General features: G+C 65.8%; 14 protein-coding genes and 1 pseudogene. 10 read left to right on the top strand and 5 right to left on the bottom strand.

The window, feature by feature from the left end; all coding sequences use genetic code 11:
• Window positions 1-539 precede the first annotated feature (539 nt).
• From ABNF97_RS33325 to ABNF97_RS33315, 3 genes are read left to right on the top strand one after another with little or no spacing between them, the layout of a single operon-like run.
• A complete protein-coding gene (locus tag ABNF97_RS33325) occupies window positions 540-935 on the top strand; it encodes an SPASM domain-containing protein (RefSeq protein ID WP_349340988.1) in 396 nt (131 codons plus the stop codon).
• Between the two features lie 15 nt (window positions 936-950).
• Entirely contained in the window at window positions 951-1,550 is a 600-nt protein-coding gene (gene tmk / locus ABNF97_RS33320; RefSeq protein ID WP_349340987.1) for a dTMP kinase, read from the top strand.
• 12 nt (window positions 1,551-1,562) lie between these two features.
• The gene (locus ABNF97_RS33315) at window positions 1,563-2,366 is read left to right on the top strand and encodes an exodeoxyribonuclease III (RefSeq protein WP_349340986.1); all 804 of its coding nucleotides are present in this window, start codon (window positions 1,563-1,565) and stop codon (window positions 2,364-2,366) included.
• On the opposite strand, the gene cyaB is transcribed toward ABNF97_RS33315, so the two are convergent.
• Window positions 2,363-2,926, bottom strand: coding sequence for a class IV adenylate cyclase (gene cyaB, locus ABNF97_RS33310; protein WP_349340985.1), 564 nt, complete (start codon window positions 2,924-2,926; stop codon window positions 2,363-2,365). The two genes, ABNF97_RS33315 and cyaB, sit on opposite strands and share 4 nt — an antisense overlap.
• An 888-nt stretch (window positions 2,927-3,814) precedes the next feature.
• Here cyaB and ABNF97_RS33305 point away from each other — a divergent pair.
• The 5 genes from ABNF97_RS33305 to ABNF97_RS33285 all read left to right on the top strand — a co-directional run bounded on the left by ABNF97_RS33305 (window position 3,815) and on the right by ABNF97_RS33285 (window position 8,686).
• On the top strand, window positions 3,815-5,104 hold the full coding sequence (locus ABNF97_RS33305; RefSeq protein WP_349340984.1) for a hypothetical protein: 1,290 nt from the start codon (window positions 3,815-3,817) through the stop codon (window positions 5,102-5,104).
• A gap of 23 nt (window positions 5,105-5,127) precedes the next feature.
• A complete protein-coding gene (locus ABNF97_RS33300) occupies window positions 5,128-6,477 on the top strand; it encodes a NucA/NucB deoxyribonuclease domain-containing protein (protein ID WP_349340983.1) in 1,350 nt (449 codons plus the stop codon).
• A 74-nt stretch (window positions 6,478-6,551) separates the two neighbouring features.
• On the top strand, window positions 6,552-7,130 hold the full coding sequence (locus ABNF97_RS33295) for an SMI1/KNR4 family protein (RefSeq protein ID WP_349340982.1): 579 nt from the start codon (window positions 6,552-6,554) through the stop codon (window positions 7,128-7,130).
• A 491-nt stretch (window positions 7,131-7,621) separates the two neighbouring features.
• On the top strand, window positions 7,622-7,921 hold the full coding sequence (locus ABNF97_RS33290) for a hypothetical protein (protein ID WP_349340981.1): 300 nt from the start codon (window positions 7,622-7,624) through the stop codon (window positions 7,919-7,921).
• A gap of 51 nt (window positions 7,922-7,972) precedes the next feature.
• Complete coding sequence (locus tag ABNF97_RS33285) at window positions 7,973-8,686, top strand: hypothetical protein (protein ID WP_349340980.1); 714 nt, start codon at window positions 7,973-7,975, stop codon at window positions 8,684-8,686.
• Window positions 8,687-8,776: 90 nt separating this feature from the next.
• Here the strand turns inward: ABNF97_RS33285 and ABNF97_RS34415 are convergent.
• The 3 genes and pseudogenes from ABNF97_RS34415 to ABNF97_RS33275 all read right to left on the bottom strand — a co-directional run.
• A pseudogene (locus tag ABNF97_RS34415) lies at window positions 8,777-8,854 on the bottom strand (cyclic-phosphate processing receiver domain-containing protein); the annotation flags it as partial.
• Window positions 8,855-8,923: 69 nt separating this feature from the next.
• Window positions 8,924-9,328 (bottom strand): hypothetical protein, encoded by a 405-nt coding sequence (locus tag ABNF97_RS33280; RefSeq protein WP_349340979.1) that lies wholly within the window; start codon window positions 9,326-9,328, stop codon window positions 8,924-8,926.
• A gap of 132 nt (window positions 9,329-9,460) precedes the next feature.
• Window positions 9,461-10,099, bottom strand: a complete 639-nt coding sequence (locus tag ABNF97_RS33275) for a hypothetical protein (RefSeq protein ID WP_349340978.1) — start codon at window positions 10,097-10,099, stop codon at window positions 9,461-9,463.
• Between the two features lie 230 nt (window positions 10,100-10,329).
• On the opposite strand from ABNF97_RS33275, the gene ABNF97_RS33270 reads away from it, so the two are divergent.
• Together ABNF97_RS33270 and ABNF97_RS33265 are read left to right on the top strand one after the other, a co-directional pair.
• Window positions 10,330-11,133: an endonuclease/exonuclease/phosphatase family protein gene (locus ABNF97_RS33270; protein WP_349340977.1), complete on the top strand. Its 804-nt coding sequence runs from the start codon at window positions 10,330-10,332 to the stop codon at window positions 11,131-11,133.
• Window positions 11,134-11,323: 190 nt separating this feature from the next.
• On the top strand, window positions 11,324-11,818 hold the full coding sequence (locus ABNF97_RS33265; RefSeq protein WP_349340976.1) for a hypothetical protein: 495 nt from the start codon (window positions 11,324-11,326) through the stop codon (window positions 11,816-11,818).
• A gap of 289 nt (window positions 11,819-12,107) precedes the next feature.
• Here ABNF97_RS33265 and ABNF97_RS33260 read toward each other — a convergent pair whose 3' ends face one another.
• Window positions 12,108-12,716: a class I SAM-dependent methyltransferase gene (locus tag ABNF97_RS33260; protein ID WP_349340975.1), complete on the bottom strand. Its 609-nt coding sequence runs from the start codon at window positions 12,714-12,716 to the stop codon at window positions 12,108-12,110.
• Window positions 12,717-13,353 lie beyond the last annotated feature (637 nt).

Raw genomic sequence — 13,353 nt, 5'->3', positions numbered from 1 at the left:
GGCAGCAGCAGCCGCCTTCGATCCTGTAGTCCTCACAAACACATGATCAACAGGCGGCTGCGTCCACGTTACACACCCCCACCACATCCCACGAGGTCAGACCGCCAATGGCGGCTGCCGTACTAGGCACCACGCCGGCTGACCGAACGGCGAGCGCAATCGACCACGCCGAGCAGGTGGCCTCACGACGCTTCCCGTCGACAGTCGTGGTCGCGGCGCTGCGCCGGGCGCTGACCGCCGAGAGATAGAGCCTCTGGCCGCCTGAGCTGAATCTTCCCGGTGAACGCGGCCGGGACAGAGAGCAGGACGACCTCCGCCCAGCACACGCATCCAGCAGGTGCCTGCCAGTACACCGCTACCAATGAGGGATGCCGAGTGGACGTGGGCGGCGGACCGATGTTTGCGACGGGATCGGGCCGCCGCCAAGGGCTGACCGTACAGCACCCCCTGCGGCAACGGGTCGGACCTTCGGCCTGGGTACCCGAACACGCCTTCAACCATCGGCGGACACCGCGCCGCTGGCCGGCCGCGTCGAGTTGGTGCCGATCCGGTTTCCGAACGACAGCCGGCCGTTGTCCGGCTGCGACGCCGGCACCCTGATCTACGTCTTCGCCGACGGCGGTGTCGCGGTCTGCCCGTACCTGGTCTTCGCCGCCCGGACACCGCAGTCCCGACACACCGACCGGGAGTTCCTGGTCGGCAACATCCTCGACGACGAGATCGCCGACACCCTCGACGCCTACCGCTTCCACGACCGCTACCAGGTCGGAGCCAACGCGACCTGCGGCGCGTGCACGTTAAGCGGCTCCTGCGGCAAGGGCTGCCCAGCAGCGGTGGTCGCCGCCGGCCGCCGCATCGGCGAACCGGACACCGAACAGTGCCCGCCCGAAACCGTCCGGCTCCCACTGGGTCCGGTCCAACCCGTCCGGGCCTGACCTGCCATGCTGATCGTGATCGAGGGACCCAACGGCGTCGGGAAGACAACCGTCGCAGCGCTACTGGCCGAGCGACTGCGCCACCGCGCCGGCCAGCCCGTGCATCTGACGACCGAACCCACCCGCACCCGGCTGGGCGAGCTGCTTCGCGAGGCCGAGGCCATCATCCACGGCCGGGCCCTCGCGCTCGCGATCGCCGCCGACCGCACCATGCACGTCGAGGACGAGATCATTCCCGCGCTCGACGCCGGCAACATCGTGATCAGCGACCGCTACGTGCAGTCCTCGCTGGTGCTGCAACGGGTCGACGCGGTCGACCTACGCGAGATCTGGAGCTACAACCGGTACGTCCTGCAACCCGCGATCTCCATCTACCTGGTCAACGACCCGCACGTCATCGCCACCCGCCTCGCCGCGCGTCGACGTCTGAGCCGGCTGGAAACCACCGGCACACCCGAGCGCGAGCTACGGCTCTACGACCAGGCGTTCGACTTCCTCGGCCGCCAGTCATGGCACCAGGCGAAGATCGACTGCCGGGAACGGGACCCGGACCAGGTCGTCTCCGCGATCCTGGACACGCTGACCCCCTTGCTCGCCCGCCGACCAGCAGCCTGAAAGCCTCACACCGTGTTGTCGATCCTGACCCTGAACATCCAGGCCACCTCCCGGCGACGCGCCGAACCCCTGCTGCGGTGGCTCGCCGACCGCCCCGAACAGATCCTCCTGCTGACCGAGACCAGCGCCGGCGACGGCACCACCTACCTGCTCGACCAGTTCCGCCGCGCCGGCTGCCAGATACAACACCCGCCCCTGTCCGGTGACCGCGGCACAGCCATGATCAGCCGCGTGCCGGTCACCGCCCGCCCGGACATCACCGATCGGCTGAGCATCCCCGGCCGAGCCGTCGCCGCCACCGTTCACACCGACCCGCCCGTCACCGTCCTCGGCGTCTACGTACCGTCCAGCGACCGCGCCCCGGCAAAGGTCGAACGCAAGCGGACCTTCCTCGCCTCCCTCGTCGACACCCTCCACCGCCTACCGGCCGAGCAGCGGGCACACCTAGTACTCGGCGGCGACTACAACGTGATCACCCGCGACCACCAACCGCCCTACCCCGGAGTGTGGCTGCCGTTCGAGTACGCCCTGTTCGACGCGCTGGCTGCGGCCGGCCTCACCGACGCGCACCACCACCTCACCCCCCACGTCCAGCAGCACAGCTGGTTCGGCCGGGCCGGCAACGGCTACCGCTTCGACTACCTGCACGTCGGCGCCGCGCTGCGCGACCTGCTCCGCAGCGGCAGCTACCTCCAAGAGCCCCGCGAGCAGCACCTCAGCGACCACGCTGCCGTCACCCTGGACCTGGATCTGCCGGTGGACACGCTCGACATACGCCCCCTGCCGGCAGTGGCAGAGCCGGCGACCCTGTTCTAGATCGTTGCCACCTGCGCCGCGCGGATCAACGAGTCGTAGGTGTCGCGCGTGCGCTGCAACGGCACCCCCAACGTGACGGCGAACCGGTCGAGTTCGGCCTGGACCCGCTCACCCGCCTCGCCCGGTGGAACGATCCGCTCGATCTCCAGGAACGCACCGAGCCCGTCCACCTCGTCCACACATAGCGACATCAGTCCGAGCATGGCCATGCGGCGCGTCTTGCGAATCCTCACGGTCGGGTAGAAGCCCATCTGCTCAATCGCGGCGTGCATCTGCTCCCGATCGGCCACCTCGGTCTCATGCTCGACACACGACTGCTCATTGACCACCGGCGTCTTGACCGTCAGCAGGTGCCGCCCCCGCTCGGTACGCAGGCGCGCGAACGGAACTCCGATCTTGGACTGGCCGTACTCCCAGCCCACCCTCGCATAGGCCTGATCATCCTGAACCACCGGCGCGGACAAAACAACGCCACCCGCGACCAGAGCCGCCTCCAGCGCCGCGAGATCAGGGACCCGGTACTTGACCTCCACCTCGCAGACGGCCGCCTCGGTGGTCATACCTGTTGGTTGGGCAATGTCGGCACCCGTCACGTCGCGGCAGCCTACGACCCGGCCCGGTGAAACGGCGCCTCGCCGCGCCCGAACAGCCCAAGGCCCAGGTCGACGGACGGCGTCCTGGTCCCAACCGAACCACGCCCACGGGCCTCCCGGCGGCGTACGGGTCGGAATGCAGAGGTAGGTACGGCTGCGGCGGCCGAGCTCGGCCTGCATCCGGCATATTGGCCCCTCGACCTGGCGACGAGCCAAGTCGGTGACGTTGTGTAACAGGTGTTGCTGAGCCTGCCGTTCCCTCGGCTTCCGCTCATGCCGATGAGCGGACATCCGATCTTCCGGGGGCGCTGATGGCGGAGGGGCCACATTCTGGCGTCCCATGCCGAGCACCTCCTCGCGGTGGCGGTGCCGTCCCAACGGACCATCGCCATGCGCGGGGTCTGGGCGCAACGTAAACCGAGTGATCCGACTCGATGCGTACGCCAAGGTTGTGATCCTCGCCCGGCGCGAGCACCGGGCGCAGCGCCGGAAGCGGATCGACCGGATCGCGCTGCCCCGCAGTCGCGCCTCCGCCGCCGTTGGCCAGCCGACGAACCAGTCCGGGTCCGTGGACCAGGGTTCGACAGTACGTACAGTTAGGGCCGGCTATGCAATATGTCACAAAGCTTTGCAGTTGACAAGATTCGCGACCTCAAAGGAGCAGGCAATTCTCTGGATATTCGGCGTCGCATGCCCGTGCCAGATACGGCATAGGTAACAGACGGCAACACGGGGGTCGACGCGACTCGGGTCACCGTTGATACTTCATCTACCTTGGCCCATTAGTAATCGGCGCGCTTGTGGGGATGCGAGCCGATTATTCGGCCGACCCATCCTGATGCTGGAGGTTTCAGCGTGCGTTCCAAAAAATGGTGGGCCGTCCCACCCATCGCGGTCACGATCCTCCTCGCCAGTGGCCCGACCATGGCCCACGCGGCGCGGCCGATCGTCGACCAAGCCTCGAAAGCACAGACTCTTATCGGCGCGACTGCAGATCTAGCAGCGACCGCCAAACACCGCTGTAAACTTGGTCCGTCGTCGATGGCCGCCGGAGAATGCCCTCGACGCGGACCGGTGTCGGCCGAGGCGATTGCGGCCGCACGGCGTGTCCAGAAGACATCGACCGGACAGGCGGCGAAGATCCAAGCGGAACCAGACGGAATGGTCGCCGTCTCCACACCGCCGCTGATCCCGACGTGGTGTGACCTCGAGCAAGAGGCGACCAATCTGCGAATGAACGATTGCTTCATTCAAACGAGCTACGTGGTGTTCTACCGGGTTCCGAACGGAAGTATGACGGGGATCGCCACAGTCACCTACTTTGAATGGGCAACCCTCAACCCCGATTCCCGGTCCTGGGACCACCATCTCGCCATGTACGTGAGCGATGCCTTCGATGACGCGTTGAACAGCACGTTCATTGCCACCCCTTGGTGCAACGCCGCGTGCGGGGTGGCAAATCCGACTACACCCACCAGGCTCACGACCAGGGTCAACCAATGGTACAAGGGGAAGTGGACCCTGTCCTCGCCCGGGACGGCGACAGTCTATCCCGAACAGAATACCGATCTGTACTTCACCAGCACCGTGACACCCGACCGGCAAATCTACGACTTCACGCCCCCCATGGGGTATGCGCGCTGCGACAGTTCGTCCCTCATCGCCGACACCCCGAACGGGGGATGCAGCTATTACAAGGTCGCCCCGCGACACGAGTTAAGCCCGCACGACTGGCGATACGGACGGCATGCCGCATTCGTCGCGACAGCGCAGGTGGAGCTTCCTGACGGGTGGGGACTCCCCAGATATCCGCCACTCACCCGGATGTACGACCCGGTACTGGAGGCCAACAACCACGCCACCAGCTGCGCGGGCTTCCTCCCCACCGGGCCCATGGACAGCTGCGATGTGTACCCGTTCGCCGGCACCTATCAAGGCGCGGCCATCATCGGTAAGTCCCGCACAGCCGTCGGTCACGTGCCTGTAGACCAGCGGGCGGCCGGAAACGCTGCCTTCGCCACATTCGTGAGCAGCAATCGGATTCTCGACGGCGACACGTTCTCGGTGAACGCCGGCGTCCTGTCCGTCGACCCCCGGACGCGGCACACACCGAACACCAATCTCCCCGACTATTCGAAGGACTAGACATGCGAAAAGGTAGACGAGCGGTGTTACTCACCGTCGTGACCTTGGTAACCATACTGGGTCCGGTACCGGCATATGCCGACAGCCCGACCGACGAGACGACCATCAGGTCGAGCGTCACGCTTGTTCCGATGGGGGGTAAGTCAAGCAGTCGGACCCTTCCGCAGGAACAGCGCGGCGTGGGCGAGAGCGCGCAGGCCTACGAGGAACGGCGGGCCAAGCCGTACCTGCCGTTGCAGGAGGCCCTCGCCGAGCAGCGCGCCTCGAACCAGTTCCACGACGTTTTCCTCAGGGAGGAGAGCGGCCTTGCCGCCGCTGACCCCGTCGAGGATTGGCCTACGAAGGAGGAGTGCATCCAGGCGTACGCCCCGCGTGACTTCGAAGGTGAATGGCAGCATCGCAACAACTACTCCGCCTGTCAGGTGTACTTCGTCTACTTCAACTTCTTGGAATGCCAGCCCACGACGCCGCCTGCCTGTGCCCCGGTCGGCCAGACCGAGGCGCGGGCGGTGTTTCTCGGCAAGGGCTGGGCGACCGCCCGGAACGTCGATTGGGACGTCCACCTGGATAGCTGGCGCCTAGTGTGGGGGCGGGAAGAACCGACCCAGCTGTTCAAGATCGACGTCGAGTGCGCGAGATACACGACGACCGACGAGTGCGACCTCTCCTCGTCGCGGAACACCAGGACTTTAACCGAGTGGAAGGCGAATGGCCTGCACAACGTCTTCGGCACCACGGCTACTCCAACGCCCTGGCCAGGTGATAAGAAACCCCAAGACAAACGGGCGTACTTCCAGTTCACGCCTAAGATCACGGCGATGAGCACGGGGATCTCGACACCCACGTACTGGGTCGTGAGCAGGTGCGACAACGCCGCCTACGTCACTGGGGCCGGCTGTATCTTCCTGGGTTCCTGGTCGCGTTTCGTGATGGACTATACCTACGCCAACTACAAAGAGTCAGTGGAGTTCATCTGGACCGCCATGACCGATTTGGAAAGCGTCAAACCAGGTTCGGTGGGCCTCTACGTTCCCGGCAACCAGCACGCGATACCCTCGCAGCGTGTGCCGCTCACCCGGAACTACTACGGCACCCAGAGCCGGACAAAGGTGCAGGCTGAGTGCGTCCGACTGTTCGGGCCCAACTACACCGTGGGGCCGAACGGTGTGATCCGGGACTGCGATGAGTATCCCTTCGCCTCGACGTATCAGAGCGCCAACTTCGACACGGTCGGCACCGCGACAACATGGGCGGTCAAGGCCCTGGACCGCAGCCACAACCGCAGTGCCGGGAGCATCCTCGGCGAGTACTATGTCCTGGATCACAGACTCGACGAGGACCCCTTCTTCGTGGACATCATCAACACACCGTAAGAATCCGGTACAGGATTGATGGTCGCTGAGGGGCCGGTGCCGCAGCCGGCCCCCAGCGGTGGAGGGAGCAGCCCATGTCGTTGACCATCAGCCTGGCCAGGCTGGAGCGGTGGCTTCGGGAGAACTCGCCGACGACCTGGGAAGCACTCCGCCCATCCGCAGCGCTCGCCGACATCGACTTGGCCAGCCACCGGTTCGGCCTGCGCCTGCTACCTGATCTCAAGCGTCTCTGGCTCTGGCGCGACGGCAGCGCGGGCGGCATCCTCAACGGGCTGCCCTTGCAGCCCGGCCACTACTTCCTCGGCGTGGGCGGCGCACTGGATGAATGGCGCAGCCGCACCGACGTGAGCCGCAGCCACGGTGACTCTCGTTCGTGGAGCCCGCAATGGATGCCGATCACCTCCGACGGGGCGGGGAACCATCTCGTCGTCGATCACCGACCCGGTGCGGATTCCGGTAGCGTGTTTCTGGCCGACCTGCAGAACGGCCCGATGAGTCATCGCAGCTGGTCGTCCCTCGGTGACCTGGTCGACAGCCTGTGCGATGCCCTGGCCGAGGGCACCGCAGTCGACGGACATCGCCGGGAGATCACCGAACAGGGCCGGCTGATCTGGAACCTCCTCCCATCCGAATCCACCCGTTACCGAACGTGACTGCCCCGGGTTTGTCACTGGTCGTCAGATTATGGCATTGAGCTGCGCGAACACGGCTAGTAGTGCTTTGTCATGATCGGAGTCGATCTCGGGGCTTTCGTCTTGTGGGGAAACGGGTCTCGCAGGTGGGACAGGCGCCGACCAGCCTGGCCAGGAGGGCTTGTAGTTCGCGGAGTACGGCGTAGAGGGTCAGGCGGGCGCGGGGCCTTTTGGGTCGAGGCGTTGCAGGGTGCAGAAGGCGTGGGCGGCGGAGACGAGGGTGCCATGGTGGTTCCAGCCCTGCCAGGTGCGGCCCTCACCGGTGAACTCGGCCAGATCGTCGCCCAGACGCTCTACTTCCCGAGCATCCACACCAGCGCTAACGACTCACCACACCAAGCACGCGCGGCGGCCGCTTGTGCACGGGGCACAGAGTGTGGCGGCGTACGGCTGGTGCGCGGCTCTGCGGACCGTGGCCGTCGAGAGGACTGGGTGTCTGCCATCATGGCCGAATGTTCGAACCGGGGTCGCGATCCAAGCAGGTGAGCCTGTTCATGCTGCCTGCGGACGAGGCAGCGTTTGACGATGCGCTGGCACCCGTGACCGCCGACATCGCGCGATGGGAGACCCACGACCAGCGAGCCCGGACCATCGGGCCGCACGACTCGCTGCCGGCTGCGTTGCACCACGAGCGCACGCAGGCGTTCTCGCGACTGCGCGGCCGTGACGGCGGCACCGTGGGGCCTCTCATCCAGTACCTGCGCACCTCGGTGGTGATCACGGACGAGGCTGTGCCCAGCAGGTTTGGCTAGCGCAGGTAAGCGGATGTCCCGGAGTTCGTTGGAGTGTCATGATCTGTGGTGATGGACAGCGGTCGTGGATCCGATGTCGTTCTCCGTGAGGCGCGTCAGCACCACTTGGCGCAGGTGAACCGCGTGCTTCGTCGTCCTGGGATGTATGGCGGAAGCGAGCTGGCCGAGCGGCTCCTGCTGGAGGCGATGGCCGCCGTGGATGGAAGCCTGGAGCGGTGGTGGGCGGAGTGTGAGGGACTACGCGAACGCGACGCGTTCGCGGCGACGGGTGTGGTGGGCGCATACGGCCAGATCCTGCCCGCAGACGCCCTGCGCGATGCCACGGCCTCCGTCTACGCCGAGATCGCTCATCGGCTCGGCTGGCTCGAACTGGACCGGGTGTTGTCGGAGGTGGAGTTCCAACGGTTGCGCACCGAGATCGGCGGGTGGGTGACGCAGGACCGGACCTTGCCCGAGGTCATCGCGGCGTTCGGGCCGCCGTCGTTATGGATCGGCGGAACCAGCCCTTTCTATTCCAAGACCCTCGCCTACACCATCGTCGATCCCGACTACGATCTGATCTGCTTCCACCTGTGGAACGCTTTCGCGAACACCGGTGCGGAGACGGGGCTACAGGGCGTGTACCCCGAACCGGTAGTTCTCGCCGTGCGTCACCAGCCAGGCACATTTCCCAACTCGTTCTCGTTTACACCGGAGGGCCTGCGCCGCAGACCCGCTGGGGACCAGCGGAGCCCGGTGGTCCACCGTCTGGATCTTTCACGGTGACCGCGCCCGCTACGCCTCGGGTGTGTTCGACACCCTTGATGCCGGACTCGCCTGGACGGCCGAGTGTCAAGCCCCGGGTTTGGTGGATCAACGGGCCACCTGGGCACCACGGCCATCCACGAACGAACGAAGGTCATCGACCAGGATGATCGTTCGGCGGGCCTCCACACGATGATGATGCCCGGCAGCATCGTGATGCGACATCCGGATTTGCCGCTCTCCGGTACAGCAGCCACGTCAACTTGTCGCGCCGTACGACCAGTGCAGCGCGACGTCAGGCTTCATCCGTAGCCACAGAGTGGAGGCCGGCGACTCGTCCAGGAAATCGACCCGTAGCAGCTCGCGACCATGGATCCGTTCGACTCCGACACCCTGAACGCCACGCAGGTCCAGGTCGAGCAGTTCGGCTCCGTCTGAGGCGGTCCGCAACCGTAGCCGAACGACCTCGTATCCCGGCTCGATGTACATCTCTATGTCGTAACCGGCTCGGGTGGTTCGGAACGTCACTGCCGTGTAGGGCCACAGCTCTCGCCAGTCGAACTGGTATCCGGCGTCACGCTCGTCGTCCGCGTACCGATAGACCGGCTCCGCCTCGAACAGCCAGATCAGCTCCTCGTAGCTGGGGACCGGCTCCATGACCACCAGAAGATCCTTGCACGGGGTGGCCGGAGATGCCCGCTCAGCATCCGCATCTGCCGCCGACCGCGCCTCATGCAGACCGTCACCGGGGACCGCAACACGAACGGCTCTGTCTCGCGTTCATACGGCAGAGCCTCAGTTCAGCAGGCGATGGGCCCAGTAGACCTGGCCGTCCGGTCCGACGCTGATCAGGGCGACCAGCAGGTCGCTGACCGCAGCGGGCGCGGAGGCAACGGCCCGCTCGAGTGGCGTTCCCGGACGCTGCGGGTGCAGCACGAAGGCGAAGGTCACCGGTGACGCGTCGACCGAGGACACCGTGACGGCACTGCCGGCGGTCAAGAACCCGCCGTTGACCTTGCGCGTACCGATGCCCTGTAGCCAGGGATAGCGCTCCTCGGCGCGGTCCAGGGCATCGTCCGAGCCGGCGCCGACATCGTCCGGCCGTGCCGACGTCACGGTGATGAAGCCGGGCATACGGCGGGTGCGCTTGTCGACCACCACGATCCGGAAGGAGCCGTCAACCTGAGGATCGGGCGGACGTTCCCAGACCGCCCGGCCAAGGAAGATCTGGTCGCCGTCGCCCGCCTGCTCCACGTTGCTCGGGCTGAACGCGGCGTCCGCAGTGGCCTGGTCGACCAGATTGAGGGTCGCGGTCGCGGCCAACACCTCCGGCCCGTACGGCGGCAGGCTGCGCCACCACCGCCAGCCGGCCAGACCGCCTACCCCGACGAGCAGCACCACCACACCGATGACCAAACCTGCCCGCTGCCTCATGCGTGGCAGTACAGCACATCATCATCACCATCGATCAGTGCGTCGACAGGGTCGCGCCGTCGCAGCGCAGCCACTTACGAACTCCTCATATGGCAGCCGCCACGCCCCGTGGCCCGCCCCCGTGCCTGTCAACGTCCGGAACTGCCGATTTGAGTGTGCCCTGGCCGGCCGAGGCAGGCGGTTGCGCGTTTGCGGGGACATTGCGGGAAAATACCGACGTCATGCGGGTGATGACCTACAACCTCTGGGGTATGCATGGCGAATGGCCTGCCCGACGTACAGTTCTCGCCGCTGAACTTCGATGCCTGAGGCCGGATATCGCCGTGTTGCAGGAGACGGTGGTGCGGGACGCGTACGACCAGGTGACCGATCTTCTTGGCGAGGAATATTACGTCGTACATCAGCAAGGTCGTACGGGTGATGGGACCGGAGCCTCGATCGCCAGCCGTTGGCCGGTGACGAACGTCCGCCAGCACTTTCTCCACGTCACTTCCCGGGTCAACACGGCCGAACCATGGATAGGTAGCGTCGCGCTGGCGGAGGTGCAGGCGCCCATGCCTTACGGGCGGATACTGCTGGTGCACTTCAAGCCGTCATGGCAGTTCCACTTGTCCTACGAGCGGGAGGTTCAAGCCCATTCCGCTGCCCGCATGGTGGAGCAGGCAGTGGCCACCGACGCGCCTAACCACGTCATACTGGCCGGTGACTTCGATGCCGCTCCGGATTCCGCTATGATTCGCTTTTGGTCTGGGCGGCAGTCACTGGGTGAGCTCAGCGTCGCATATCGCGACGTGTGGGAAGACGCGCACGGGACCGAGGGTGGTCACACCTTCGTTCCCGACAACCCTCTACGCGTACACGGCGGGATCAGATTCGAAATCGGCCGGCGCATCGACTACATCTTCGTCCGCGCTGATCAATGGGGACCGACGCTGGCCGTTGCCGAGTGCTCGCGCATACTGGACCGGGCCAGCGACGGCATCTGGGCCAGCGACCATTTCGGTGTGACCGCTCGGTTGGAACCGCCGACCTGAGGGTCGTCGACCGTGCTTGCTCCGGTCGTGGGTAGGAAATTTCTCCCAGGCGAAAGCGGGGTGGCAGCGGTCAGGTTCGAGAACGTGTGCCGTTGGTGGATAGATGTCCCAGCACAGCGGGCAGATGCGCGGATCTGCCGCTGACCGCGCGACTTGCCGATGAAAGCGCGCCGTCGCGGATACTGACCCGGTGATCACCTTGCCGCACCCCCCGTCAGGACTGACCAAGGCGACCTGGACCGACGCCGACTTCCCGGGCATGGGATGGCATGACTGCCGGGTCCATGCCGTGAGCATCGGCGAGTACGCGGATGGCACCCTTCCGCCCGCCAGGATGCTGCTGGACCTCGACTACATCGTGCGGTGGGTGCAACCTGCAGGACGAGACCGCAACTTCACCTTCTGGATCGCGCCCGCGACGCTCGTGTTGGAACGGGCGTGGAACATCGACGGCAGACTCGGCCCGCTCCACGAAGTCATGGAGATCGCCGACGTTCACCGGCTTGATTCCCCAGACAGCAACCCGGAACCGTTGTGGCACATCGAGGGTCAGAACTTCGAGTTCCGCCTCCGAGCGGTTGGCTACACCCAGTACCTGCGGTTGCCGCCGCAACACGTCCCCCGGCAGGCACTCACCTCCACCGAGCGCGCCGGGATGAGCTTCGCCGAGCAGTCCTTCGCATGACAACGGTGCATGGATCTGCCGCGATCCGGGCGACGCTGGCCGCAAGATCGGGTGCACGCTCATGCCGCAAACCGATCGTCACGCTACGTGACCGGCGGCTGGGTAGATCGAACGCTCGGCCGTGCCGAGTTGAGTTGAGTGCACGTGATGCCGGTCGCGAATCTCGCGTTGGCCTGTCGCCCGTGACTGCCGGTTATCCCGTCGGTTCGACTCGTGTCTCGGCCTTAACCATGATCGAGACCGGTCAGGCCGAATGTGTCCTTCGGATGTTGGATTCTGCGCAGCGGGCTCAGGTGGCGCTTGCGGCGATGGCCGCGTACCTGCGGTCCGGGCGGTCCGGGAACTGCTGTCGCAGGCGCTGAAGTTCGGTGAAGCCGGCCTTCGTCAGGAGGGCGGCGAACTCGTCCACCGGCCAGCGGTACGCAGTGAGGACCTTGTGGTCGAACGCGGCCACCTCGTTGTCGCTGTCGAAGAACCCGATCACCAACCTCCCGGAAGGGGTCAGCATCCGGCGGAACTCGGTGAGCACGTGGTCCAGTTCCTGGGGCGGCAGGTGAATTGTCGAGTACCAGGAGAGGATGCCGGCCACCGAGTGGTCGGGGACGTCCAGTTCGGTCATCGAGCCGAGCCGGAACTCCGGCCCGGGAAAGTTCGCTCGGGCGTGGTCGATGAACTCACGGACCAGGTCGATGCCGGTCACGTCGGCGCCGAGCGAATGCAGGTAGGCGGTCCAGTGGCCGGGGCCGCAACCGAGATCGAGCACCGCGCCTTCCAGACCGGCGAGGTGGCCCCCGACGAGGGCCGTGTCATCCACGTGGGCCTGCCAGCCGCCGTCGAACAGAGCGATGTACTGCTCTGACATCGACGAATAGGCATCCCGTACCGACTGTCCGCTCACCGCAACACTGTAGACCCGGGCGCAGGATGCTCAAGTGCGCTTGACTACGGCGGCTCAGGCGGCCGGCGGCGGCCGGTTCATACGTTGACACCCATGACCTCGACCATCGAACTCGAACGCCTCGTCCGGACATCAGACCTGCACAGCCGGCGCGGTCGTCACAGCGCCCCGGCCACTATCGGGGGTGGCTCGTTGCCCTGGCCGTCGCCGCTACCTCCGCCGGGATCACTGCGGTGACCACCGCCATCGTGCCTGAGGATGAATAGCGGTGCCGGTGCGAGGACGCCGGTCGGGATCCACGTGACGCTCTGAGCTCGATCGCATTTCACTGTAATGCCGCAGAGCATGCGCGGCAGCCGGCCGCGCACGATCACAGATCGTTACGGTGCATGGTTGGGCGCGCAGCGTCCGCTCGTACTTGATGAGAGCCCATCCGGTGGAGCATGGGTGCGGCAACGATGCGAATCAGGCGCTGATCCCCTCTCTGTCAGGATCTTGTGAGACACCGGAGAACCGGATTTTCTGAAGTAGGGCGAGACGGGATCATCAACGATCGTGACCTTGAGCATCGCTGACATGGGCATCGGCCTGGGCGAGGATGGGCGGATGAGTTCAGCCTCTTCACCCCGCTCGGATC

The organism is Plantactinospora sp. B6F1, assembly GCF_040120695.1.
GTDB lineage: Bacteria > Actinomycetota > Actinomycetes > Mycobacteriales > Micromonosporaceae > Plantactinospora.
This window is presented reverse-complemented; position numbering and strand designations above follow the sequence as displayed.